At 38.5% G+C, this 24,471-nt stretch carries 20 protein-coding genes; 11 read left to right on the top strand and 9 right to left on the bottom strand.

Annotation, left to right across the window (positions count from 1 at the left end; genetic code table 11):
- The first annotated feature begins 2 nt into the window (after positions 1 to 2).
- Positions 3 to 959: a glycoside hydrolase family 5 protein gene (locus tag E0W68_RS04265; RefSeq protein ID WP_135218167.1), complete on the top strand. Its 957-nt coding sequence runs from the start codon at positions 3 to 5 to the stop codon at positions 957 to 959.
- Between the two features lie 297 nt (positions 960 to 1,256).
- On the opposite strand, the gene bglX is transcribed toward E0W68_RS04265, so the two are convergent.
- The 4 genes from bglX to E0W68_RS04245 all read right to left on the bottom strand — a co-directional run bounded on the left by bglX (position 1,257) and on the right by E0W68_RS04245 (position 6,472).
- Positions 1,257 to 3,539, bottom strand: a complete 2,283-nt coding sequence (bglX, locus tag E0W68_RS04260) for a beta-glucosidase BglX (RefSeq protein ID WP_135218166.1) — start codon at positions 3,537 to 3,539, stop codon at positions 1,257 to 1,259.
- Between the two features lie 4 nt (positions 3,540 to 3,543).
- Positions 3,544 to 4,938, bottom strand: coding sequence for a sialate O-acetylesterase (locus E0W68_RS04255; protein ID WP_135218165.1), 1,395 nt, complete (start codon positions 4,936 to 4,938; stop codon positions 3,544 to 3,546).
- The gene (locus E0W68_RS04250) at positions 4,928 to 6,025 is read right to left on the bottom strand and encodes an SGNH/GDSL hydrolase family protein (RefSeq protein ID WP_135218164.1); all 1,098 of its coding nucleotides are present in this window, start codon (positions 6,023 to 6,025) and stop codon (positions 4,928 to 4,930) included. Before E0W68_RS04250 ends, E0W68_RS04255 begins: the two co-directional genes overlap by 11 nt.
- 171 nt (positions 6,026 to 6,196) lie before the next feature.
- Positions 6,197 to 6,472 (bottom strand): hypothetical protein, encoded by a 276-nt coding sequence (locus E0W68_RS04245; RefSeq protein WP_135218163.1) that lies wholly within the window; start codon positions 6,470 to 6,472, stop codon positions 6,197 to 6,199.
- Between the two features lie 194 nt (positions 6,473 to 6,666).
- Between E0W68_RS04245 and E0W68_RS04240 the strand changes: the two genes are divergently transcribed.
- Positions 6,667 to 7,170 carry a hypothetical protein gene (locus E0W68_RS04240; protein WP_135218162.1) on the top strand — a complete coding sequence of 168 codons (504 nt, stop codon included), beginning with the start codon at positions 6,667 to 6,669 and terminating at the stop codon, positions 7,168 to 7,170.
- Positions 7,171 to 7,258: 88 nt separating this feature from the next.
- On the top strand, positions 7,259 to 8,125 hold the full coding sequence (locus E0W68_RS04235; protein WP_135218161.1) for a hypothetical protein: 867 nt from the start codon (positions 7,259 to 7,261) through the stop codon (positions 8,123 to 8,125).
- Here the strand turns inward: E0W68_RS04235 and E0W68_RS04230 are convergent.
- Positions 8,108 to 11,821 carry a metallophosphoesterase gene (locus E0W68_RS04230; protein ID WP_135218160.1) on the bottom strand — a complete coding sequence of 1,238 codons (3,714 nt, stop codon included), beginning with the start codon at positions 11,819 to 11,821 and terminating at the stop codon, positions 8,108 to 8,110. The genes E0W68_RS04235 and E0W68_RS04230 overlap by 18 nt on opposite strands.
- A 27-nt stretch (positions 11,822 to 11,848) precedes the next feature.
- On the opposite strand from E0W68_RS04230, the gene E0W68_RS04225 reads away from it, so the two are divergent.
- Positions 11,849 to 13,036: a Pycsar system effector family protein gene (locus tag E0W68_RS04225; protein ID WP_135218255.1), complete on the top strand. Its 1,188-nt coding sequence runs from the start codon at positions 11,849 to 11,851 to the stop codon at positions 13,034 to 13,036.
- Here E0W68_RS04225 and E0W68_RS04220 read toward each other — a convergent pair.
- Complete coding sequence (locus E0W68_RS04220) at positions 13,033 to 15,450, bottom strand: GAF domain-containing protein (protein WP_235831823.1); 2,418 nt, start codon at positions 15,448 to 15,450, stop codon at positions 13,033 to 13,035. The genes E0W68_RS04225 and E0W68_RS04220 overlap by 4 nt on opposite strands.
- A gap of 125 nt (positions 15,451 to 15,575) precedes the next feature.
- On the opposite strand from E0W68_RS04220, the gene E0W68_RS04215 reads away from it, so the two are divergent.
- From E0W68_RS04215 to hemL, 3 genes are read left to right on the top strand one after another with little or no spacing between them, the layout of a single operon-like run.
- Entirely contained in the window at positions 15,576 to 16,475 is a 900-nt protein-coding gene (locus tag E0W68_RS04215; RefSeq protein ID WP_135218159.1) for a 1-aminocyclopropane-1-carboxylate deaminase/D-cysteine desulfhydrase, read from the top strand.
- The gene (locus E0W68_RS04210; RefSeq protein ID WP_135218158.1) at positions 16,472 to 17,338 is read left to right on the top strand and encodes a glucosaminidase domain-containing protein; all 867 of its coding nucleotides are present in this window, start codon (positions 16,472 to 16,474) and stop codon (positions 17,336 to 17,338) included. Before E0W68_RS04215 ends, E0W68_RS04210 begins: the two co-directional genes overlap by 4 nt.
- 1 nt (position 17,339) lies before the next feature.
- On the top strand, positions 17,340 to 18,629 hold the full coding sequence (gene hemL, locus E0W68_RS04205) for a glutamate-1-semialdehyde 2,1-aminomutase (protein ID WP_135218157.1): 1,290 nt from the start codon (positions 17,340 to 17,342) through the stop codon (positions 18,627 to 18,629).
- Between the two features lie 49 nt (positions 18,630 to 18,678).
- Here hemL and E0W68_RS04200 read toward each other — a convergent pair whose 3' ends face one another.
- From E0W68_RS04200 to E0W68_RS04190, 3 genes are all read right to left on the bottom strand, one after another.
- A complete protein-coding gene (locus E0W68_RS04200; RefSeq protein ID WP_135218156.1) occupies positions 18,679 to 19,041 on the bottom strand; it encodes a hypothetical protein in 363 nt (120 codons plus the stop codon).
- A gap of 383 nt (positions 19,042 to 19,424) precedes the next feature.
- Positions 19,425 to 20,102, bottom strand: a complete 678-nt coding sequence (locus E0W68_RS04195; RefSeq protein WP_135218155.1) for a hypothetical protein — start codon at positions 20,100 to 20,102, stop codon at positions 19,425 to 19,427.
- Between the two features lie 257 nt (positions 20,103 to 20,359).
- Positions 20,360 to 20,788 carry a hypothetical protein gene (locus tag E0W68_RS04190; RefSeq protein ID WP_135218154.1) on the bottom strand — a complete coding sequence of 143 codons (429 nt, stop codon included), beginning with the start codon at positions 20,786 to 20,788 and terminating at the stop codon, positions 20,360 to 20,362.
- Positions 20,789 to 20,895: 107 nt separating this feature from the next.
- Here E0W68_RS04190 and E0W68_RS04185 point away from each other — a divergent pair, with 107 nt between their 5' ends.
- The 4 genes from E0W68_RS04185 to E0W68_RS04170 all read left to right on the top strand — a co-directional run bounded on the left by E0W68_RS04185 (position 20,896) and on the right by E0W68_RS04170 (position 24,375).
- On the top strand, positions 20,896 to 21,264 hold the full coding sequence (locus E0W68_RS04185; protein ID WP_235831822.1) for a hypothetical protein: 369 nt from the start codon (positions 20,896 to 20,898) through the stop codon (positions 21,262 to 21,264).
- 142 nt (positions 21,265 to 21,406) lie between these two features.
- Positions 21,407 to 22,231, top strand: coding sequence for an MbnP family protein (locus tag E0W68_RS04180; protein ID WP_135218153.1), 825 nt, complete (start codon positions 21,407 to 21,409; stop codon positions 22,229 to 22,231).
- A gap of 152 nt (positions 22,232 to 22,383) precedes the next feature.
- Positions 22,384 to 23,430, top strand: a complete 1,047-nt coding sequence (locus tag E0W68_RS04175; protein ID WP_135218152.1) for a cytochrome-c peroxidase — start codon at positions 22,384 to 22,386, stop codon at positions 23,428 to 23,430.
- A 6-nt stretch (positions 23,431 to 23,436) separates the two neighbouring features.
- Positions 23,437 to 24,375 (top strand): transporter family protein, encoded by a 939-nt coding sequence (locus E0W68_RS04170; RefSeq protein WP_135218151.1) that lies wholly within the window; start codon positions 23,437 to 23,439, stop codon positions 24,373 to 24,375.
- Positions 24,376 to 24,471: the final 96 nt, after the last annotated feature.

Genomic DNA, 24,471 nt, shown 5'->3' with positions numbered 1-24,471 from the left:
TTATGGTACAACAGTTTAAAATAACCCTTGCTGCACTATTGCTTACCGCCATAGGTTATACACAACCTGTAAAAGAGCATGGGCAACTAAGTGTAAAAGGAACACAACTGACAGATAAAAGCGGAGCGCATGTAATGCTGCGCGGTATGAGTTTTGGCTGGCATAATTTCTGGCCACGATTTTACAATAAGCAAGCCGTACAATGGCTGAGAGACGATTGGAATGTAAATATCGTCCGAGCAGCAATGGGAGTTGATTTAGACGAACGTTGCTACAAAAACAATCCAAAGGACAGCAAGGCTAAAATTAAAGCCGTAGTTGATGGTGCTATTGATGCGGGTATTTATGTGATAATCGATTTTCATAGCCACAACATACACCTGAAAGAAGCTAAGACTTTTTTTGACGAAATGTCAAAAGAATATGGCGATACGCCTAATGTTATCTATGAGGTATTTAATGAGCCTGACGCTGAAAGCTGGGCAGATGTAAAAGCCTATAGCGAAGAAGTAATAAAAGTAATTCGTAAAAACGACCCTGATAATATAATACTGGTAGGTTGCCCGCATTGGGATCAGGATATTAACCTGCCTGCCGAAGACCCTATTACAGGTTTTGATAACCTAATGTACACCGTACACTTTTATGCAGCTACACATGATAAATACCTTCGAGATCGTACTGATGCCGCATTGGCAAAAGGACTACCCGTGTTTATATCAGAAAGTGCCGGTATGGAAGCCACAGGCGACGGACCTCTGGATGAAGCCGAATGGGACAACTGGATAAACTGGATGGAAGATAGGGGGTTGAGCTGGATAACATGGTCGGTATCCGATAAAGATGAGACATGCAGTGTGCTGAAAACATCGGCAAAATCTACAGGGAACTGGAAAGATAAAGATATTAAAGAGAGCGGTTTAAAAACCCGTGCCTACTTAAAACGACTAAATAAATAAAAGATTAAGTTGAGTTAGTTTTGTAATTTTGGGCGGAACCCTGTACGAGTGCGTACGGGGTTTCTTTTTATATATAACAGAAGCTCTTTGGTTGTATAAAACTTAAATTTAAGGTAAGTAAAGGAGTAAAAAAGGGACTGGTTTAAAAGTATCATACTGAACGAAATAAAATGGAGTGAAACATCTCGATCATTTGAAAAATAAGAGATTCTTCCTTCGTCAGAATAAGGAAAATAAAAAAGCATTGAATATTATTATTCAATGCTTTTTGAAGTAAAATAGATGCGTGAAAAAAAGCTACCTTAATTTAAAAGTTGTTTCTTGTACATTGTCAGAGCTTGTACCTACAAATACTTTGAATGTTCCGGGCTCTACCAAGTATTCTCCCTCGTTGTTGTAAAACCCAAGCTCTTTATCAGTTAATGTAAAAGTTACGGTTTTGGTTTCCCCTTTCTTAAGCGAAACCATTTCAAAGCCCTTTAGCTCTTTTACAGGGCGCGACAGGCTGGCTGCAATATCTCTTATATAAAGCTGTACAACCTCTTTACCATCATAATTACCTGTGTTGGTAATATCAACACTTACTTTTACAGGTTCGCCTTTGCTGTACTCTTTTTTATTAAGTTGTACAGTGCCATACTTAAAAGTAGTATAACTAAGCCCATGCCCAAAAGCAAACTGCGGTGTTTTCTCTGCATCGCTGTAATGTGACCAAAACACGTTGTTATCACTATCAATAGGTCTGCCTGTGCTATGTTGGTTGTAATAGATAGGCACTTGCCCCACATTACGCGGAAAACTCATTGGGAGCTTACCGCTTGGGTTATAATCGCCATACAATACTTGTGCTACCGCATTACCGGTTTGCGTGCCCAAATGCCAAGCCTCTACAATGGCAGGGATGTTTTCGGCTGCCCAAGGCAGTGCCAACGGACGACCATTATTTAATACCAAAACTATATTTGGGTTTATTTTATATATTTCTTCTAAAAGTTCTTGTTGCAGTCCCGGCAGGTCAAGGTGGGTACGGCTGCGTCCTTCACCACTCTGGAAACCGTGCTCGCCCAATACCATTACTACTACATCAGCTTCTTTGGCAGCTTTTTTAGCCGCTTCAAAACCGCTTCTGTCGGCAGTATTAAATACTAATTCATCAAGGAAAGTAGTTTTACCTATGGTTAAGTCAGCACCTTTTTCATATACCAGCTCGTTACCTTTATACTGCTGCATACCTTCTAATACCGATATTGCGGTATTATCATCAGAGGCTATCCTCCAGCTACCCAAGGGGCTGTTTTTATTGGCGGCAAGCGCACCAATCAAGGCTATTTTTTGCCCTTTCTTTTTTAGAGGCAATAATTGATTATCATTCTTTAACAGCACGATAGATTTTTTAGCCATATCCAATACCGCTTCGTTATTGGCTTTACTGCCAATGGTAGCTTTTTCGCGCTTTTCGTCGCAGTATTTGTATGGGTCGTCAAATAGTCCTAATTCATATTTAACACGCAATATGCGGCGCACGGCATCATCTACCAGAGCAATATCAACCTTGCCTTCGTTTACCAATTGTACAAGTTCATTTACATAAGCATACGATTCCATATCCATATCAGCGCCTGCATTTACTGCTTTTACTGTGGCTTCGGCTCTGTCTTCCGCAAAACCGTGTGTAATCATCTCTCTGACAGATGCCCAGTCGGTAATAACAAAGCCGTCAAAACCCCATTTCCCTTTCAGGATGTCGCGCTGTAAAAAGCTGTTACCTGTTGCGGGCACACCGTTTAGTATATTAAAAGAGTTCATAAACGTTCGTACTCCCGCTTCTTTAGCTGCTTTGAACGGAGGGAGTACAGTATTGTATAATGTGGCATTGCCCATATCTACAGTGTTATAGTCGCGACCTGCTTCGGCAAAGCCATAACCAGCAAAATGTTTGGCGCAGGCAGCAATAGTAAGCGGTGATGCCAGGTCACTGCGGTTACTGCCCTGAAAGCCTTTTACGCGGGCTTCGGCTACTTTACTGCCTAAAAACGGGTCTTCGCCTGCGCCTTCCATTACCCGCCCCCAACGGGCATCGCGCGATATATCTACGTTAGGACCAAAAGTCCAGTTAATACCGCTTGCAGCAGCCTCAGAAGCTGCCGTAGTTGCTGATTGTTGTATAGCTTCCATATCCCAGCTTGCAGCTTCGGCAAGCGGTATAGGGCTTAATGTTTTATAACCGTGTATTACATCAAAACCAATGATAAGCGGAATGCCCAGTCGGGTTTCTTCAACCGCAATTTTTTGCACGGCACGCACTTCTTTTACACCGCGCACGGTAAGCATAGAGCCTACCCAGCCTTTACGGAGGTGTTCATATTTTAATGCTGCATTGCCCTCTTTTGGCGAAGGGCCCGTAACATCCCAAAAGCCATTGTACTGATTCATTTGCCCTACTTTTTCTTCGAGGGTCATTTTAGCTAAAAGAGCATCTACTTTTTGCTCTATTTCCTGTTCTTTATTCATTGGTTTATTTTTTTGCGCTTGTGCCGAACCTAATGTCAGCATAGCCAGTAGCAAAAATGTTTGTTTCATATTTCTATTTTATTTGTGCCGTAAACGACGAGGCGGGTAGGTTGGCTTTATTGAAGATGTCTGCCTGTGCCGTGTTATGCCATGCGTAGCGTACCTGTGCAGGTTTTTTTACTTTTTTACTTGTTACAATTACTGTATTGCCTTTTATTTTTGCTGTAGCAGGATAAAAAACACCGTCTTCGCCCGCTACTTCAAACAGGACAGAAGTTTTACTTTTGCAGTAAAGCCCGTCGGCATAGTTAAAGTGTACGGTAATTTTTTTACCGGCTACCTCAGCATTTTTAAACAACGGACTGTTAACAATGCCTTTGTCTATTTTATAATGCTCGCTTAAAGCTAAATTTGCCAAGCGTTCTCCAACAGGTTTTTTATTACGGGGGTGAATATCATCTGTACTACTTACATCGCTTATAACCACCATTCCTGTGTTGGTTGATTCGTTTAATAACCTGCGTTGTGCATCGCGCACATTTACACCTTGATAGCTTCCGCCTTCATAGTTAAATGGTGCAATTTGTACATAGTAAAACGGAAAGTTGTCTTGCCATGCTTCTCTCCAGGCATTTATAAGACCGCCAAGTGTTTTATTATAAACAGATGAACCTGTGTTGGTTTCGCCCTGATACCAAAGCACCCCTGCCAGTTTATAACCTGCTAAAGGGTATATCATAGCATTATAGGTATATCCGGGTTTTACAGGACACCATCCAGATTCAGCAGGGATTTTTGTAGCTGCCTCGGTAAGTACAGGGTCTTTAGCTATATAAGCAGCAGGCATCCATACTTCGGCAGCAGTTGCGCCCCAACTGGAATTAATAATGCCTATGGGTACATTTTTAAGCTCGTCTTTTAGGGTTTTGGCAAAGAAATAGCCTACTGCGCTAAAGTATTGCATGGTTTCGGGTGTGCATACCTGCCAGTTTCCTTTCACATCAAGTTGAGGATATTGGCTGCTCATTTTGCCTACTGTAAAGAGGCGTATGTTAGGATAATTGGCAGCGGCAATTTCGGCTTTGGCATTGTCTATACCCGCACTGGGAGTCCACTCCATATTCGACTGCCCTGAACACAACCATACTTCGCCCAGCATTACATTATTTAATGTTACTTGATTATACCCTTTTATGTTTATGGTATATGGGCCTCCGGCATTGGTGGTTGGTATTTCTATTTCCCAATAAGCTTCATTATTGCCTGTAGTGGTGTAGGTATCTTTAGCCCAGCTTGCAGTTAGTTTTATTTCTTCTTTTGGGTTTGCCCAGCCCCATATTTTTATAGTGGTGTTGCGTTGCAGTACCATATTGTCTGCAAAAAAAGCGGGCAAGGTTATATTTGCCATAGCATTACCCGTTATAAGCAGGGTAATTATTACAAATAAATAAAAATTACTATTCTTCATTTAAAATATTTTTTAAGAAGGGAGCCAGTTGTGATGCCATAGCTGCATGGTCATCAATATCAGGATGATAACCGCAACCATGTGGCGTAACCGAATTAAAATGGAATATTTTAATTGCTTTATGCTTTTTATCGTCTTTAAAAGCGTTTTTTACGCGGTTAAGGCATTTATGGAAAGTTTCCAGTTTTTTGCCATTTACCATAGGGCTGTCCAGTAATACTATTTGTGTATCAGGGTTATGGCTATACAGCATTTTTATAAAGGCGATATAGTTATTTACATATTTATCTTCATTAAATGGTAAACGGGGTTTTTTGCCATCACCATCAGAAAAATCGTTAGTACCCAGTGCTATACAAGTAACGCTTGGGTTAAAACTGAAATCGTAAGGTTTTGTGTTTTCTCTTTTAAGGTAAAGATGTTCATATACATCAGGCATAATTGCTTCATCTTTATGCTCGTCGTTCCAGTTGCGGTACATGCCAATGCCCGAAACAGAGCTAAGCATAAAGTCAACATCGAGCTTTCGTGCTGCCACAGGGCCATAAGCAAAGTAGGCGTTGTGCTGGTCATACCATTCGGCGGTGTCGCAAGGTATTTCTTCAGTGTCATTGCCCATACCGCAAGTAATGGAGTCGCCAATAAATTCAATTTTTTTCTTAGGAACTATTTGGCTGGCCATAAGTTCAGCATCAGCACCCGAAAAAATAATATTGCCATTGGCTGCTTCCGTAGCTTTATATACAGTTAATGTGTGGCTGTCGTTGGCGTTACTTTTTACGGTTACAGGGTATGTTCCTGCACCATTCTCTATACGTTGCCTCCCAATATATTTCCCATCGAGTACCAGTGAAACGTAGTTATGATGTTCAAAAGTATCCTGAGCCTCTAAGTGTAAGATACATTTCTCGCCACTAAAGCCAAATGATACTGATGAAGCCGAACCAATAAGTATAATTTTATCGCCTTGTTTTTCTGTACGACCTTTTACAACGTAGGTTACTTTTTCGGAATTATCCTTTTTAATACAAGATAATGAGATAGCAGATGCTATAAAAAGAAGTGTTATTTTTTGTAAATAATGCATTTTATGTAGTTAAAAAAGTAAATGTAATTAAAAACGAAGTTTGCCTTCTGTATTATAATGTCAAAAAATGATATGATTTTATAGCTTTCTACTGTAATTTTCTAATTGCTCTAAAAAAAAGCAGGAGGTACCGATGAGTACCTCCTGCTTTTTTTTGATATTTTTTGTTTGTCAGATAAAACCATTCCTTTCAGGATGGTTGTCAGTACGTGTTATGTTTCTTCCGTCCCGAACAGGTGTTGTTTTAATGTGTAATGGATGATGGTGGTGGTGATTGTGATGTACATTATTTTTTGTAACCTGTTTTGGGAAGGTTGCAAGCTCATCAGGATTAACGATTGCAGGATCTTCATACGGCATAATATCGCCATAATAATTTAATGCTGCTTTACTGTCGTTTACATCGGGGGTTTCTGACTCCCAATGATTAAAAGTAGTGTTTTTCATAACCGTTTGATTTTGAATTACCTAAAGTTACAATTTTTTTATGATTTAACCTATTTTTCACATTAAAATTATACAGCAGAGGACATACAGTGCATCTTGTCGATGAAAACACTGCGCTTAACGTTTTTTTAATATTTATTTAATGGTTGTGTGATGTCATTATTAGATTTGTTTCAATACCACACATTTATAAGATGAAAATAATTTGTACATTTTTATTAGCTGCATTCCTTTTTGCTTCTTGCAGTACCGATGATACCGCTATAACAGACGAGCAGAGTGTGTTGACAAATGGTGCCAAGAAAAATTATCAGAAAAACATCAAGGATCCTGGTAAGTGTTTAGATTGGGTTATAGGCTCGATAAGCATAGATATTTCAAATGGTCTCGGTAATCCTGTAGTTCATTTTGGCACACAGGTAAACTCAGGCTTTATAAATCCTAACAAACCCTATACTGTAGCCCTGCACCTCCAGCCAATAGAAGATTGTGAAGACTTGAACAGCAATATTGGTAACCCAACCATTATTACTTTACCCTACTCAGTAATTGATACTTCTAATATTCCTGATATTATTATTAATCCTTCACAAATACCTTCGATATGTTATAAATGGAGGATTGAGATATCTACCGTTAAAGGATATTCTCCGGCATGTTCATCCTTTTCTCAATGGTATGATGCCCCATTATTCTAATTTTTTTAGTTTTTTAGTAGTGTAAAACCATCGTTAATTCGGTGGTTTTCTTTTTTGTTGTACTTTTAAAGTATTAACTAAAGTATACATGAAAAATTTAGTGTTGTCTTTTTTGGTCCTGCTCCTTTCATGTTCTGACAGCGGAAAGTATATAAAAGTAATTGGCGAATTGGATAAAGATGAAATTTCGGGAATAGAATATACAGCAGGCAGCAAGTGGCTTTGGGTTATTGAGGACAGCGGTAATAAAAACAAAATATACGGGCTGGGCAAAGATGGAAAAACAGAGCATGCCATTACTGTAAAAAATGCTGAAAATACAGATTGGGAAGATATTACATCGGATGAAAGAGGTAACTTGTATATAGGCGATTTTGGCAACAACGATAATGATAGGGAAGACCTGGCTATATATAAGGTTAATAAAAATGACCTCGACAAAGAGGAAGCCGTTGCAGAGTATAAAGTTTCATTTTATTATCCTGAACAGGATAAATTTCCGCCAAAAAAATCAAAACGCTTTTATGATGCAGAAGCTTTTTTTGAGTTGCAAGGAAACTTTTATCTTTTTACGAAAAACAGGAGTGCGGGTTTTGACGGGAGTTTTAATGTATATAAAATACCTAATACCAAAGGCAGGCATAAAGCAGAATTGCTGGCTACCCTGAACAGTTGTGACGTGTACAGAAAATGTGCCATAACCGCAGCAGATGTAAGCCCCGACGGTACAACAGCCGTGTTACTGTCGGGCGATAAAATATGGTTGTTACAAGATTTTACCGAAAAAGGATTTAATCAGGATATGATGCAGGAATATGAAATAGACCACTACACTCAAAAAGAAGGCATCTGCTTTACAGATGAAAATACACTGTTTATAGTTGATGAAAAGGAGAAGAAAGGTAAAGCCTTTTTATATGAGCTGAAAATATCCGACTTAAAGCCCAAATTGTAACCCGGCAGCAATACGCCCTCCGTCAGAGCCATAAAAGTAAAATATTTTTGCAGTAACGGTATCAACGCCGTTTAACCAAAACCCGCCACCAACGCTTTGATGCCATTTGTCCGAATTTTCATTCTCAATCCATACACGACCATAGTCATATCCGCCAAAAACACCATAACTCATAGGGATAAAGCTGCTTTTCCAGCGTGCCAGCGTAAGCCTTAGGTCAGAACTGTGATAAACCGATTGTTTCCCTGTATAACGCTCGCGTCTGTACCCTCTCAAGTCATTGCCGCCACCCAAAGTAGCTGCCTGATATATTTCGAAGTTATTGTTAAATAATACTTTTGCCTTAGCTCTGGACTCGAAAACAAGGCGGTCGTCAGATGTTATTTTATGTACAAAATCTATGAAAGCCTCTGTTCCGGCAAAATTTCTGTCGAACTGGTCAAAACTTGTCGTCCAGTTTAACGATAACCAAAACGCCATACCCAAGGTGGGCAGCGAGGGTCTGTCATAATTTTCATAACTGTATTTAGTATTTATACTTCCATACAACCTGTGTTCAAAAAGTCGTTCGGGAACTACTCCGGGAGCATTTATAAACCGACCGTTGGACTCTTCAATCTCAATTGTTTCAAAAACCGATTGAACTGATAGGGTACTGCCGTTTCTGTTATTTTTAAATATGGAAGGCGATACACTGAAGTTTTGCAATTTTACCCTGTTGTAATTCATGCCAAGATTATCATCATAGTTGGGCGTTTCATTACCATAGCCAAAATAATTAATGCTGTAGGTAGGGCTTGTATATCGCACATCAAGTGCAATGTTCCATTCGCTGGCAACGTTTACAAATATTCCTTTATACTGCAATTCAAACCCAGAGGTAGCAAAAAAATAATCTGCCTGAAAGGAATGTTTTTGCGAATACGGTCTTCTGTTAAAGTTGTTTATGGTATAGTTAGCCAGCGCACCCAGTTTTAAACCATCATCAGGGTTATATCCTGCCGAAGGATATCCTGCAATAACATTATAACGCGGTTTGTGCATATCATAACTGTTGGTTTCATAATCGTCAAGCAATACAAGTCTTGCTTTTTTATCGGTGCTAAAAGTGTTTTCTTTCCCTTCAAAGTCATATACATTCACCCTTCTGCCATTTTCTATAGTATATATGTCATGGTTTTGTCCGCCCATGAGTCTTAACTTTATGGGTTTTTCGGGTTTGCCTTTTACTTCAAACTCATCATCATCATCCAAGCCGTATATCCATATTTCTTTTGTTTTTTTTCTGTTGTACAGGTGCGATTGCATAAGGGTTTGTTTATCCTTTTTCAGGCTGTATATTTCTATTTTTGTATCGCCATCAGGCAAGCGGGTAATTACAAATTTTTCTTTGTCATCAGTACCGGTAAGCAATACCGTTTTGAGGAGTGTGTTGTGATATTCGATAGCATATTTTTGCAAGTCATCCCTTCGTCTTCTCAGTTTCATTTTAATTTCTTCTGTGGTAATATCCTGTACCTCATCAGGAAGTTCTTTAAAAGCAGCATCTATAACATCATCCGTAAGTTTAGATTGTAAAAAGTCAGCTTCCTGCAACCATACTTCTAAGGTTGAATTGTTGGTCAAAGCAAGATCAAGCGGATAGGCTTCACGGTTCATCCACTTTACATTATCTATCTTGCTCTTGTAGCTTTTCATATGGCGTAATGCCGGTATATTCATTACTATCGAGAGTAGTGCGCCGTCATACATAGTAAATGCCTGGTCGTGGTCGCGTGGTATCGGTCTATACAGTACAGAGTCTTTTTCCTTAAATTTAGCCCATCGCCATTGGTCTTCATGCCTGTCCCAGTCGCCTATAAGCATATCAAAAAGCCTTGCTCTTATATATGCCCGTTCATCAACCGTATATTTTTTATCTTTTCTTAAATCCTCAAGCATGTTATCTGTACTTTCAATATCATCAGGTTTGCCAAAACTTGCCAGGTCATAATGCTCCTTGCCCGGGTGCTCTTCTATCATATACAGTTCATCTCCATAATCTATATTATACTTTACAAGGCTGTCTTGCTTGGGTACATAATACAGTTTTGGATTGGTGTGATATATACCTGCTGTTTCTGCCAAATTGTCTAATATAAAAGGGGTGTACGGATGCGCCGTGGTATAAAAATCTAAAAGGAAACTTTCGGCAAACGTGTTTTCAAAAGAGTTGCCCATATATTTTGTTTTAAATGCAACGGATTGTAAAAAACGGGTAGCACTTTTTTTAAGACCGCGCATTACATATTCCTTACCGTTTTTGTCTGCCAGTCGTAATGATTTTGATTGGTGTCCGCCGCCTGCCTTAACAGGAGTTAGCCCTCCGTAAAGTGTATCTATCCTTACCGTATTTACGGTGAGCAGTTTGCTGTAGTAGGGTCTGTAATGGTCTCCGAATAAAAACTTATAAGCCTTGCTTTTTTCAGTCATTTCAGGCGTATAAATCGATGTTTGCACTGTTGCCGGAAAATCAGTAGGGTAGTCCTCAATAATTGTTTTGGGTTTTAAGTTGATGCTGGTTTCAAACAGCTTTTCTTCGCCCTGTGTGTTGGTGGCATAATAGCTTATTTTTGCTTTACCATCTTTAAAAAAATCGACCATGGCATAGCCAGTACCGCCATACGAAAAATCGTTGGGGTATATGGCGCGTGCCGCTTCTGTTTTAGAGCCTGCACCGCTTATTACCTGATGGATATTATCATGATTTATGTATTGCAGGTTATGGTCGTGCCCCGAAGCTACTATAATATTGTTTTTGCCTTGTATAAGTGTTTTTATACGGTTAACAAGGGTACTGTATATTTTGTTTTGCCTGTCCTGCGTGCTTAATCCTGATGTTTTACGGGCAAGGTTTATAAACGAACCGAGTATTGGCAGGGGTATATTGGTTTCCAGAGGGAACAGTTGTTTTTTTATCGAAAATTGCCCTCCGTGCGAACCATTGCTCATTAATGGATGGTGTATGGCAAGTAAAATCAGGTTTTCCTGATTGTCGTTAAGCAAGTCTTCCAGTTCTGTAAACATTGCTTCGCGTGTTTTTATATCGCAATCATTATTTATGGTGGGGTACTTGTTCCAGTCCTCTATATACCATTGGCTGTCTATAACAATAAGCGTTATACTGTCGTTTATCCTTATGTTGTCTATTCCGCAGCCTTTGCCGGGTATAAACGACTTGTTGTCTTTTAGCTTGTCTTCTATGTAATCATTTTCTCTTTCCAGTCCTTCCAGTCCGTAATACCAGTCGTGGTTACCGGGTATAAAGTAAACTTTACCGTTAAAACTTTTTGCAAGTTTCATTTGGTTGTCCAAACTATTTTCTGCTTTTCTGCGTTCTTCTTTTTTCTCTTTTGGAGGCATACCCAGTGGGTATATATTATCGCCAAGGTATAATACAGAGGTGTTTTTACCTTCGGTACTCAGTTTTTTGTTCACTGCTTTCAGTAAAGCCTGTGCATTTGGCTTTTCGGCATATCCGGCATCGCCTATAAGGTAAAAACGATGGTGCAGGGTCGAGTCGGCTATTATCGTGTTACTGTTAGTTTTGCTCGCTGCTTTGCCATACTGAGGATAGTGTGTGGCACAGGATGTTAGCAGGAGGCTTATACAAAAAACTATTATATACTTATTTGCCTTAGTCCAAAAGAATTTCATAATTTGGTATAGTTAATTTTTTGTATGATGATTACTGTTAAAAAAGCTGAAGATTATGTGTTCAATTTATTCAAAGATAAACTATCTGCGGATTATATTTATCATAATTTCAACCATACTTTACGAGTAGTAAATGCTACCATAGTATTGGCTGATAAAGAGAATGTTGATGAGGGAGATACAGAGATTTTACTGGTAGCGGCATGGCTTCATGATGCGGGTTATGTAGAAGGAGATATTGATCATGAAGAAACAAGCTGTGCTATTGCAGAGCAGTTTTTGACAGAACAAGGTTATCCTGCCGAAAAAACAGCTTTGGTATGCAGTCTTATACGTGTTACAAAAATTGGGGCAACCCCCGTAACGCCTCTTGAAAATATTATTAAAGATGCTGATTGTTCTCACTTTGCCACTAAAAATTATATTGACCTTGCCGAACTGCTGCGCGAGGAGTGGCGCATTACCCACGAAAAAGTATTTACCGATTTGGAATGGGCAATAACAAACAGAAATATACTGATGTACAAGCATCGGTTTTATACTGATTATGCCAAAAGAGAGTTGCAGCCCATAAAAGAAAATAACATAGCCCTGTTGCAGGCTACTATAAATGATTTGCAAAAACCTAAAAAAAAGAAAGACTCCAAAGAGAAGATAAACACAAAAAAACTGGAACAACTGTCGCGCCCTGAAAGGGGTATTGATACTATGTTTCGGGTAACGCTTAATAACCATACGCGCCTTAGCGAAATAGCGGATAGTAAAGCAAACATAATGATATCGGTAAATGCGATTATTATTTCTGTAGCCTTAACAACCCTTATCCCGAAATTAGATAGCCCCAATAATAAACACCTTATTATACCTACACTTATATTAATACTATTTAGTGTAGTAAGTATAATTTTTGCAATACTTTCCACCCGACCTAAGGTTACCCAAGGCACATTTACAAGAGAGGATATAAACAACAGGAAAGTAAACCTTTTGTTTTTCGGTAATTTTTATAAAATGCCGCTATCGGAATATGACTGGGCGGTAAATGAAATGATGAAAGACAGGAAATACCTGTATGATTCGATGATAAAAGATCTTTACTATTTAGGGTTGGTACTCAACAGAAAATATAAACTATTGCGTATCACGTATAATATTTTTATGATTGGTATTATTATTTCGGTAGGTGTATTTATATATGCTTTCAGCCGTATTTAAATAGTATCGTTGTTTCTTGTCTCTACGTCTGTCAGTTCCTTTAGTAAATCATCATAGCTGTAAGTTGTATCGGGGGTTTCATTAATGTTGTATATAATAGGTACACGCAGCGCTTTAAGCCCTGTAACACCCTGTAAATCCTCTACCTCAAACTGTTCTATAACACTGCCGATAAGATTTTGGTGTTGTAAAAATTTTATATAACGCCTGTATTCTGCTTCTTCCTGTTTTTGCGAATATACAATGGTTATTTTTCCTTTTTCGGTAATACGCTCGTTGGTGCCTTTTATGTTCGATTTGTCTATACGTTTTTTTACCACCTCATAGCGAGCATTATAAGTGCCATCTACATCAAAACGCTTTTCGTCCATCCGGAAGCGTATGGATATGGGGGTGCTGAATACTAATATTAACGAGGTTACATCCAGTTGATATGGCAGGGCGGGGCTTAGCTTGTAATATTCGTTTTCCATTTCGCACATAGCCTGTATTTGCCATAACCTTAAGTTTTCGAGATATAGCGGGCTGTAAGGCTGTTTTGGCGCGATGGAAGCGCCTATATAAAGATTGTGTTCTACGCCATCCGTTTTAAAACGCTCGTAATAGTGCGGGTAAAATTTTTGGGCTTCTGCCTGCTTTCTGTCCAGTATTTCGGCAAGATGCTTGTTGATTATGGAAAGGGCCTCGTCAAAGTCTTTCCTGTGGTCATATACCATCTTCACTTTGCTGTCCAACGTTTTAAAATAATCCTCGATACGTTGGTGTACCTCCGGTTTTACCGTATCAAAATGTTCCAGGAGTGGATGTATTTCGTGCTTTATATAATTTTGAATCATCGCTTCGGAGTCGGCTTGCAAATCTTTTTTAATGCGCTCTTCCATACTCTCAAGCTCATAAATATGCTGTGCTATAAGCGGTAATTTTTCAACTGCGGCAATATATCGGAAAAGCGACAGCAGTTTTTCTATTTGTTTAACAAGGTCTTGCTCTGTTGATTTGTTTCGTGCAGTAGAAGAACCTTTTACATCTATCTGTCCGTAAAGCGGATAAATTTCCTTAAAAACAATTTCTTTATAAGTGTTGTTTTTATTATCCCGGTTATTTATGTGTCGCAATGCTTCTTCACGAAACTTCCAGTAAACGCTGTGGTGTATCGCAGTATATTCCTTTTGTATAATAGCATCTATCTGGTTTTGTAATTCAGAATAATAGCTGTCTATCCTGTCTGTAAGAAATGGTAATATGTATGCTAGTTTATTAGCATTTATACTATTAAGCTCACCGGGTTTAGACGATACCAACTCTATAATCCCCATAAGGGTATCATTTTTTATGAGTGGAGCCAAAATGCAGCTTTTTATCCCTTGTGACAATAAATGTTCTGCAAAATCAGAATCAGAAGTACTCTTGCTGCATACGTAATTTTCTACATCGGATATAACAAAGTAGTTATGTTCTGTAGTCATGTTTTTTAAAGAATTGCCGCAAAATACAGCGTTGCAGTTAATCTCTGCTTTATCTTTTAGTATATAGCTTTTTATATGACCGAAGGGTGCTGCTTTAAATACGTTTTCCTCTACATTTACTTCGGTAAACCCAATTTTAAGGTCAGGTATTTTGTATATGGAGCGAAATATATCTTCTTGGTTTGCCTTAATATCCTTTTTATCAAGATCATCTGATTTCAGCAAGTTTGTTTTCAAGTTAGATATGGCACTCTCTGTAGTAGCATCAAAAAGTGATACTATACCGAAACCTTTTAATATCCAACTTCCCTCAGGAAACTTCTCTTTCCACAAGTTAATGTTATTAAAGTTGTCCATCAGGATTTTTACATCCTCTTCCGTTATTTTTACTGACTTCTCGGTAGGTAAAATTTCAACAAAATCAGCGTTATATAAAATCCTGTAATGCTTCATAATACCTTCGGCATCAGGAATATCATAAAAAAGAGGTCGGCTGAAATCAAAATGATAGCCATAATAACTATTAAGTATAAGACAACACCCCATTACATAAAACTCATGGTCGCTAAAGTCCCTTATACTCATATCGAAATCCGTTCCCGCATTATCCATAATGCTGCGCAGCCTTTCGGTATAGTTAAAAGTAATGTTATAAAAAGGTATAGTAGCCGCCTTAATTTCGTTTTTGGTAAGCCCAGTAGGAAATAAGTCTGCCAACAAATTTTTAATTAAGGCTTTGTGTTTCTCAAGCAGTTTTGGATCAGTAATCCCATCACGCAGTTCGGGAAAAGGTTCTGCATGGCGCAGTAATGCCTTGGCATAGTCCGACCTGTAGTCAATATCCGATGCAGCAATTTCCTCAAGGCTTTCTAAAACTTTATGAAAAGAAATTTTTACGTAAAAGGGGCTGCTTTCAAACTGTTCTATATCATTCATGGTAGTCCTCATTCTTATGGGCAAAGTTACAAAAAAATGGTGTTGCTATTATACACGATTATGGGGAGTAAATGTTACTGCCAAGTATATCTTTTAGGATAATATTATAGTATTTTTGCTATTAGAGAATAATAAAAATGAATCAGTCTGTACCGCTGCAATTTCCTAAAAGTATAAAGCTTACCATAAAACGGGAAGATTTACTGCACCCTCACATATCGGGTAACAAATTCAGGAAATTAAAATACAACCTACTCGAAGCACAAAAGCAGGGTGCTACACAAATACTTACTTTTGGCGGTGCATATTCTAACCATATTGCCGCAACAGCCGCCGCAGGCAAAGAATACGGTATAAAAACCATAGGCGTAATAAGGGGTGAAGAGATTAAAGGTAAGACAGATGATAACCCTACATTGATTTTTGCCGCAGCGTGCGGAATGCAATTCCATTTCATAACCCGCGAGACCTACAGAGATAAAGGCAACCCTGAGTACATAAAATCACTCACTGAAACATTTGGCGATTTTTATCTCATGCCCGAAGGAGGTACTAACCTGCTTGCTGTAAAAGGCTGCGAGGAGATACTCACGGCAGATGATGAAAAATTTTCCCATATAGCCTGCGCAGTAGGTACAGGAGGTACTATTTCGGGAATTATAAATACAGCACAGCCACATCAACAAGTTTTGGGATTTCCTGCCCTTAAAAATGCAGGATTATCAGCAGATATTATTAAATTTGCGAAGCGGGACAACTGGCAGCTTATTGAAAATTATCATTTTGGTGGATATGCTAAAGTAAATGCCGAATTAATTGAGTTTATAAATGATTTTTTTGAAAAAACCGGCATTCCGCTTGACCCTATATATACGGGAAAGATGGTTTTTGGCGTTATAGATTTAATTAACAATAATTTTTTTCCTGATAATGCTCATATTTTATTAATCCACACCGGCGGATTGCAGGGAATTTCAGGAATGAACAGGGAGTTAGCCAGAAAGAAACTCCCCATAATTAAAATCGGAGATAGATGATAAAAAAGATTTTAGCACTTGTAGTTTTAAGTTTACTGGTTAGCTGTGGTTCATCCTACAGCAGCAGAAGGAAAAACAGCACTGCCAAAACAAACACTTCACGAAAAACCAAAATAGCTACTAAACGAAATACTGCAACTGCAAACTCCAATAAAGGAAAAAAGAAGCAGGAAGTACTCGAATCGACTTCAAAAACGGTAGTATATGCTGATGTTGTAAAACAATATGTGCTTGATTTTGAAGATATAGCTAAAGATAATATGCGCAATCACGGCATACCCGCCAGTATTACATTGGCACAAGGTATATTAGAGTCCGGTGCGGGCAGAGGCACATTGTGTGTTACCGCCAACAATCATTTTGGTATAAAATGCCATACCGGTTGGGAAGGCGAAGCCGTATATCATGACGATGATGCAGCGCAGGAGTGTTTCAGGAAGTATAATGACCCTGCCGAATCGTATAACGACCACTCTTTATTTTTAACCACGCGTGGCAGATATGCATCGCTATTTAAATTAGATAAAGACGATTACAAAGCATGGGCACACGGGCTTAAAGCAGCAGGCTATGCTACCGACCCTAAATATCCTGATAAGCTGATAGGAATTATAGAACGTTATGAGCTTGACAGGTATGACGCTGAAGTATTAGGCAATAAATATACCCCCAAACCAAACACGATTGAAAATGACAATCAGGTAACTCAAACCTCTATAGGAGCAAGTTCATACAGAGTAGAGCAGGGAGATACCTTATACTCCATATCCCGAAAATATAATTTGAGCGTAGATGAGCTAAAACAGCTTAACGGGCTTACCGATAACGCCCTTTCGATAGGTCAGATATTAAAAGTAAAATAAAATGTTATATCAAAGAAGCAGTAGCCTGTTTGCCGAAGCATCACAGGTAATACCCGGTGGTGTCAACTCTCCCGTGCGTGCATTTAAAGCCGTAGGCGGAACCCCCATTTTTATAAAAGAAGCCAAAGGTGCTTATCTTTATGATGAAGATGATAACAGGTTTATAGATTATATAAACTCATGGGGACCTATGATATTAGGGCACGCCTATGAACCTGTTGTAAATGCTGTTATAGCACGTGCAAAAAAAGGTACATCATTTGGCACACCTACTGCGTTGGAAACCGAAATTGCAAAACTTGCCATAGCAATGGTACCGAATATTGATAAAATACGTTTTGTAAATTCGGGAACAGAGGCTTGTATGAGTGCTGTGCGCTTAGCACGCGGCTATACCAAGCGCGATAAAATAATAAAATTTGCAGGCTGCTATCATGGTCACTCTGATTCTTTCCTGATACAGGCGGGTAGCGGTGCGGTTACTTTCGGCACACCCAACAGTCCCGGTGTAACACAGGGTACTGCACAGGATACATTATTGGCTAAGTATAACGATTTGGATAATGTAGCAGCACTATTTGAGGCAAACCTTAACAATATAGCAGCTATAATTATAGAACCTGTAGCAGGTAATATGGGGTGCATACCTCCTGCGGAGGGATTTTTACAAGGATTGCGCGAACTTTGTGATGCCTATGGAACGTTATTAATATTTGATGAGGTTATGACGGGTTTCCGCTTGGCAAAAGGCGGAGCGCAGGAACTATTTGGCGTAAAAGCCGATATTATAACTTTTGGTAAAGTTATAGGCGGAGGGCTGCCTGTGGGAGCTTTTGCCGGACGTCATGAAATTATGGATTATCTTGCGCCATCAGGACCCGTATATCAGGCGGGTACGCTATCGGGTAACCCGTTGGCTATGGCTGCCGGACTTGAAATGCTAAAAGCATTAGAGGCGGATAATGCCATATACCAAAGGTTGGATGAAAAAACGGCTTATCTGGAAAAAGGTATTAGGGAAAAACTTGACAGTGCAGGTGTGATTTACACGATTAACCGTTTAGGCTCTATGATATCGGTACACTTTGATGCAACGCCTGTTACTGATTTTAGCACTGCGGCAAACGGAGATAATGAAACTTTCAAAAAGTTCTTTCACGGGCTTTTGCAGGAAGGGGTTTACATTGCGCCATCGGCATACGAAACGTGGTTTATTACCGATGCACTTACGTATGAAGATATTGATTATACTATAGAAGCTGTTGGTAAAGTTGCAAACAGCCTTACATAAAAAAAGCTCCCGAATTTCGGGAGCTTTTTCTTATTGTTTTGTTAAACTATTAATGAGTAAGTATTTTCATTAATTTAGGATTATCATCCAGTTTCCCAACTTGGTCAGGAGATACTGTAGCTTTGATTTTCATTTCTATCTGCTCCGCGAGAATATCCTTACGTTCTTGGCTTAAATTTTTGTCAGCAAGAGTACGGTGTTTGTGTGCGAATAGATCTTTAAAAGCTGTTTTTTGATCAGTAGTAAGTTCTATAAACTCGGCTAATGCCTTAACATCCTTTACCGCAGCTTGTTGAATAGCGGTTTCGTCTGCGCTTGCCTGTTGTACAGGAGCTGCAGCTTTTCTCTGCTGTGCATTGGCAGTATAGCCAAAAGCAAGCATCATAGCAAAAAGAGCAATTATTTTTTTCATAGTAAACCAATATTTGTTTAGTGTTTATAGATTCAAATCTAATTAAAATTTAAAACAACACAAAACTTTAACATTAAAAAATTACTCTCTATAGCGTTTTTTAAGATTTTAGCCTCTTTTTGTTATTTTTTATTGTCTTTTCATCTGCTTTGCTTCAAATTTATAATATTGCTCAGAAGATTAGAAAGCATATATAAGCAGTTACACAAGAGGGAGTAATTTATCTACTGTACTTTATACTATTGTGAGTTTTATGTGGAAGTACAGTATTCGCAGAGGATAAACAAAATTTTAGGCAGGCTACCATTTTAAGCATGGTAAGAATTTAGAAAAATTATTTACCAAAAGAAAAGCCCCAGTGTTAGGGGCTTTTCTTTTTATAATTACTGTGCATCACATTCTTCAAAACAACTCGTTGTAAGATAAGCCGCGAACTGTATTGAACTGCTTAAATTAGACTCTGCAATACCTATCAATTCATCTGACCCGTTTGCAAAAGCCACTGTGTTATTATAATTACTAACTGCAAAATCGACATAATTCAATCCTTGTTCAACACAATCTTGATCACAGGCTGAATTGGTTTCTACCGGAGGTAACTCTGGCTCTATCGGTTCAAGAATAACTTGAAGTTGTGCACCCGTAGCTCTAGGCAAAGTTTTGAAAAAACTATCATTGGCGGTATAAAAAATTCCAGATAAATTTTCTAAATCATCATACATATCAAGACCTTCTTGTACAGTTATAAATTGCGTTATGCTCAAATTAACATCAAGCCAGCTTTCTAAATCGCGTCGGGACGATGGATATGATAGATTAGGGTCTCCATTATAATTCAATTTTTCAGCAAATGCTTTTGCTTTTGCTCGCATATTAAGAAATGCAGAACTAGTACTGAAAGTGAAACAGTCAGATTTTAACTGGTCAACTTCTGTTTGTGTAAGACCGCCACTTTTAAGCATGAATTCAGCTTCAGAAGTGCCGGTTACATCATTTTCTTCTTTGCTACATGAGAACAGAATTAGGCTGAAAGCCACAATTAGAATTTTAGTAATTTTCATAATATAAATAATTAAATGGTTTTTATTTGAACGAATACATATTACCAAATATTGTTTATCAATATTATCTTAACGTTAATCTTTATACTCACATTCTAAAAATAGTAGCTTTAGTTTCAGTAGTTTTAGAAAAAGCAATTTTAAATTTGTTACAGATATTTTTAAATAGAATATGCTGCTTATCTTTTAGATAGGTGCTATAATTTTCTTTGCTCTGAGTGATAAAACGCATACATAAAAGATATTTATATTAAAAATTACTCTCTATCGCGTTTTTTAAGATTTTCACCTCTTTTTGTTATTTTTTCTTGCCTTTTCTCCTGCTTTGCTTCAAATTTCTCATATTGCTCAGGAGTAAGTATCTTTTTCATTTCTCCTTTCATTTCAATTTGCTCATCAAGCCTGTTGCTTTGCATGGCATAGCGTTCATCTGCGGTAAGCTTTTCTCCTTTTTCTTTTTTGGCTTTGTGTTGCGCTATTGCCTCTTCATGTTCTTTACTCTTTTTAGTAAGCAGTTGCTTTACTTCCTGTTGTTGCTTGTCATTAAGGTCTAATTCCAGAGTCATTTTTTTTACCTGTAGTTCTACTCTTTGTTCAGGAGTCAGTCGCTCTCTGTTTCTCTCTCCCGGTTGTGCCATTGCAGATAGCCCGATCATCATAACTGTTGCTAAAATCCATGTTTTCATACTGTTATTTTTTTAAAGTTTATAGTTATAAGACATTAAACAAAATGTAAGGTTTAATTTATATCATATTATTTTTTTTTAAAGCTTTTGTGAGGTATTTTTGCAGTGTGAAAAAAGCATTGTTCATAGTCGCATTATTATTGTTGATAAAACCGGTTTTACCTGTTTTTGACTACATTATTAATTATGAATATATAGCCAATGAACTATGCGAAAACAAGGCTGTGCCGGAACTGAATTGTAACGGTAAGTGCCACCTTGTGAAAGAGCTTGCCAAGGCATCGGAAGACGAGAAACCGATATCTGAAAAAAAATCACTGCATCAGGAAACAGAAGTGCTTTTTTACCAGTCGGTTTTTGCTTTTACCTTTAAGAGTGATGCTCCCGTTGCTCATTTTGTTCAATCACCGGCATACGCTAACTTCTATTCGCATTTGGCTGTAGTATCTGTTTTTCACCCTCCCATTTTTATTTAAGTTAATCTCAATTCTTTTCCGCAGAGCATATAGATGCTTTGCAACAACTGTGTGCGCATTTTTGTGCGGGCTGCAACGCTGTTGTGTGCTCATGCAAAACTATGTGCTGTATTTTTAAATTAACTTAAATAATAAAAACAAAATGAAATTTCAATATATAAAACTGGCTGCATTGTCGGCAATTACTTTCTTTACCCTTTCTTGCAGTAATGATGATGATACTAATGAAGTGATAGCAGGTACCTACGGCGAAGTAGAGCTTTACTTTGATAACGGTATGGCGGGCGATGCCCTTATACTCGGCAATACTTATACCAACGCTAACAACGAAAGTTTAACCGTAAACCGTCTTAACTATATAGTAAGCAACTTTGTACTGACCGATGCTGATGGTAACGAAGTAGTTTATCCTAAAGAAGAGAGCTACTTTGTTATCAGCGAAGAAAATGGACTGAAAACCATTCATTTAGAAAATTTCCCGGCGGGCGATTATAAAACCATAAAATTTGGTATAGGGGTAGATGCCCAGCGATACCTGCAAGGCGAAACCGCCCAGCAAAGTTTTTGGGATTTGGCTGCTGCCAATGATTTAACCTGGACATGGAGTACGGGCTACCGCTTTATTAATTTTGAAGGAACATATACTACCACTCAATCCGAGGGAGATAAAGCATTTCAGGTACATCAGGGCAGTAATACCGCTACGGATAACTATAGAGAAGTTACCCTGCAATTACCCACTACAGCGCGTGTAAGAGAAAACGAAACACCAAGCATTCATTTTATAGCAGATGCTAATGTGTTGCTTGATGGCGATACTAAAATATCCTTGTATGATAATAGTAACGAAGCAGGCACAAGTACTGCCATAATGGGAGGTGAGAACCTTATAAAAATAGCCGACAACTCTACAAAAATGTTTGCTATAGATCACGTGCATAACGCATCAGGACATACTCACGAATAGTTACAATAATTAAGGGGCTGTCTCAAGAGTACTAAAAAAAGCATTTTTTGTCATCCTGACGAAGGAAGAATCTCTTGTTTTTAATGGAGTAGGATTATTCATTTCGTTCAGAACGACACTTTTGAGGCAGTCCCTTATAACTCGTTTTAATTATGAGAAAAACAACCATTGCCGCATTCGTGGCAGTAACACTCGTATCGTGCAGTAAGGATAATGATTATGAAGCAGTAACTGATACCAAAATGGAATTTCGTGTTCCTGCAAATTTCCCTGTTCCCGTTCAGGATATTTCGCAAAACTATCCTACTCAGGAAGGGTTTGAACTAGGCAGAAAACTGTTTTATGATGCCCGCCTGTCGGCAAATAATACAATATCCTGTTCCTTTTGCCATGAGCAGGCTTCGGCATTTACCCATCATGGGCATACCTTTAGTCACGGCATTTATGACCAAGAGGGTACACGTAATGCACCTTCGGTACAAAATATGGCTTTCCAATCTGAATATTTTTATGACGGAGCCTCTAACAGTATCGAAATGCTTTCCATAGTGCCCATACACAACCCCAAGGAAATGGATGAAACACTGGAGCGTATTGCCGAGAAATTAAAGCAAGATGCTGATTATGTACAGCAATTTAACAAAGCCTTTGATGGTAGCGGAGTCACGTCGGGTAATATACTGAAAGCGTTAGGGCAGTTTATGACTATGATGATTTCGGCAAATTCACGCTATGATAAATATGTGAGAAATGAACCCGGAGGAGCGATGACACAGCAGGAATTACAAGGATTAACTACTTTTCAGCAAAAATGTGCCTCGTGTCACGCCACCGACTTGTTTACCGATAACAGTTTCCGTAATAACGGGTTACCGCCCAACCCTAACCTGAACGATTTAGGGCGCGAAACAGTAACCGGATTTGCTGCTGACCGGTATAAATTTAAAGTACCCAGCCTTCGCAATGTGGCTTTGACTAAACCCTACATGCACGACGGTCGCTTTGGGTCACTACAATCAGTGCTTAATTTTTATACGTCGGGTATGATTTATACCGAGACTATCGATCCTTTGTTGCACAATAGTGGGGCAGTGGGCATACCGCTATCGGAAGAAGAAAAACAAGCACTTATTGCGTTTTTGAATACCCTTACGGATGAAGAGTTTATCAATAATCCACTATTTTACTATAAAACATAATTTACCATGAAAAAATACATCATGTTATTTATACTGTTGGTATCTCAGTTTATGAGAGCCGGTACGCCACCACCCGATTTTAAACAATATCTCTATCGCTTTGATGATTGCGATGCTTGCGGCTGTTCGGCAAGTGGCGGAGGAATGGGTTTCAGCTCGATGCTGAACCAAAACTTTGTTGGGGTGCGTTATTTTTATCAAAGCTATACCAGTCGTGACGGGGTGTTTAACAATTCGCCATGGATAGATGAGAATTTTAATACCCTGCAGCTTTGGGCGCGTATTCCTGTATTTAAAAACTTTCAGGTATCGGCGTTAGTGCCTTATCATTCGCACAACCGTGAACTCACAACAGGACATCAGGAAATAAACGGATTGGGCGATATTACCGTTCTGGGTTTATATACCGTTTACCAAACTAAAAAGGATACGGCTGCATACTATCATACACTACAGGCAGGAGCAGGCATAAAAATGCCTACGGGTGAATATAACAGTGCAAATAATGGCAGTGTTAACCCCAGTTTTCAGGTGGGCACAGGCAGTTGGGATTATTTACTGGCTGCTGAATACATAGTGAAGCATAAAAGTTTAGGGCTTAACGCAATGATAAATTATACTTTTAAAACAGAAAATAATGATAACTATAGGTTTGGTAATCAGTGGAATTATGCTGCTACATTATTTTATGTTATTGAAAAGCCGAAATATACATTAGTACCGCAAATAGGACTGGCAGGAGAAATTTATGAAGCCAACAAACAATTTGGTGAAACATTGCCTGATACCGAAGGTAATATCCTTTTTGGTAAAGCAGGAATAGAGGCGGGCTATGGTAGTTTTTCGGCAGGAGTTAATGCAATGTTGCCCGTAAGTCAAAACCTTACAGGGGGTAAAGTAGAGGCTAATTACCGCTGGTCGGTTAATATTAATTATAGTTTGTAGCAATTCTCAAAAAAAGCGGAATATCATGATACAATATGCTGAAACAATTATTTTTTAAAAGGTATTAAAAATAAAGAACTGAAAAAGAGATGCTAA

Origin of the sequence: Flavobacterium salilacus subsp. salilacus (genome assembly GCF_004634195.1) — a bacterium.
Classification (GTDB): Bacteria; Bacteroidota; Bacteroidia; order Flavobacteriales; family Flavobacteriaceae; genus Flavobacterium; species Flavobacterium salilacus.
This window is presented reverse-complemented; position numbering and strand designations above follow the sequence as displayed.

Coding starts and splice junctions, on each gene's coding strand:
- E0W68_RS04175 (WP_135218152.1), top strand. CDS start 22,384: ATGAGAAAAACAACCATTGCCGCATTCGTGGCAGTAACACTCGTATCG.
- E0W68_RS04240 (WP_135218162.1), top strand. CDS start 6,667: ATGAAAATAATTTGTACATTTTTATTAGCTGCATTCCTTTTTGCTTCT.
- E0W68_RS04180 (WP_135218153.1), top strand. CDS start 21,407: ATGAAATTTCAATATATAAAACTGGCTGCATTGTCGGCAATTACTTTC.
- E0W68_RS04200 (WP_135218156.1), bottom strand. CDS start 19,041: ATGAAAAAAATAATTGCTCTTTTTGCTATGATGCTTGCTTTTGGCTAT.
- hemL (WP_135218157.1), top strand. CDS start 17,340: ATGTTATATCAAAGAAGCAGTAGCCTGTTTGCCGAAGCATCACAGGTA.
- E0W68_RS04250 (WP_135218164.1), bottom strand. CDS start 6,025: ATGCATTATTTACAAAAAATAACACTTCTTTTTATAGCATCTGCTATC.
- E0W68_RS04215 (WP_135218159.1), top strand. CDS start 15,576: ATGAATCAGTCTGTACCGCTGCAATTTCCTAAAAGTATAAAGCTTACC.
- E0W68_RS04255 (WP_135218165.1), bottom strand. CDS start 4,938: ATGAAGAATAGTAATTTTTATTTATTTGTAATAATTACCCTGCTTATA.
- E0W68_RS04210 (WP_135218158.1), top strand. CDS start 16,472: ATGATAAAAAAGATTTTAGCACTTGTAGTTTTAAGTTTACTGGTTAGC.
- E0W68_RS04220 (WP_235831823.1), bottom strand. CDS start 15,450: ATGAGGACTACCATGAATGATATAGAACAGTTTGAAAGCAGCCCCTTT.
- E0W68_RS04225 (WP_135218255.1), top strand. CDS start 11,849: ATGATTACTGTTAAAAAAGCTGAAGATTATGTGTTCAATTTATTCAAA.
- E0W68_RS04230 (WP_135218160.1), bottom strand. CDS start 11,821: ATGAAATTCTTTTGGACTAAGGCAAATAAGTATATAATAGTTTTTTGT.
- E0W68_RS04170 (WP_135218151.1), top strand. CDS start 23,437: ATGAAAAAATACATCATGTTATTTATACTGTTGGTATCTCAGTTTATG.
- bglX (WP_135218166.1), bottom strand. CDS start 3,539: ATGAAACAAACATTTTTGCTACTGGCTATGCTGACATTAGGTTCGGCA.
- E0W68_RS04245 (WP_135218163.1), bottom strand. CDS start 6,472: ATGAAAAACACTACTTTTAATCATTGGGAGTCAGAAACCCCCGATGTA.
- E0W68_RS04265 (WP_135218167.1), top strand. CDS start 3: ATGGTACAACAGTTTAAAATAACCCTTGCTGCACTATTGCTTACCGCC.
- E0W68_RS04195 (WP_135218155.1), bottom strand. CDS start 20,102: ATGAAAATTACTAAAATTCTAATTGTGGCTTTCAGCCTAATTCTGTTC.
- E0W68_RS04190 (WP_135218154.1), bottom strand. CDS start 20,788: ATGAAAACATGGATTTTAGCAACAGTTATGATGATCGGGCTATCTGCA.
- E0W68_RS04235 (WP_135218161.1), top strand. CDS start 7,259: ATGAAAAATTTAGTGTTGTCTTTTTTGGTCCTGCTCCTTTCATGTTCT.